The organism is Arthrobacter sp. SIMBA_036 (genome assembly GCF_046535135.1).
Lineage (GTDB): Bacteria > Actinomycetota > Actinomycetes > Actinomycetales > Micrococcaceae > Arthrobacter.
The window spans coordinates 1-315 of sequence record NZ_JAWRXG010000092.1 but is presented as its reverse complement, the minus strand read 5'-3'; the positions used below and the strand labels follow the sequence as shown (position 1 = coordinate 315).

1 protein-coding gene is annotated in these 315 nt (G+C 33.0%); it reads right to left on the bottom strand.

Translation table 11 applies throughout. The features are described 5' to 3' along the window. Positions 1-72: 72 nt before the first annotated feature. The coding region (locus SB659_RS19260) for a hypothetical protein (RefSeq protein ID WP_410551553.1) at positions 73-315 on the bottom strand (243 nt) is incomplete at its 5' end.

Here is a 315-nt window from a genome sequence, read left to right as displayed (position 1 = left end):
TTTTAATTTTCTAATTAGAATTTAGAGTCAAAATACGAAGTTACCAAAACAATTTTAAATCAAAAATTAACCTCAATCTTTATTAAGTAAAGGGAGTTCAGCAAAATCGCCTTTCGTTCCTTTTGCTTTTACGGTTTCATGACTAAATTTTATAGTAGTATCAGTCAGTACTGCTATTCCAAGATTGGATATCGCAGAAAAGCCACTTAATGGAGTCTGTCCGTTATTAACTACCATAACAGCATTGGATAATGCACCATGTGCGATAATATCACCTGATATTTCAAGATCTTTAACTGTACCGCCATCTACGCT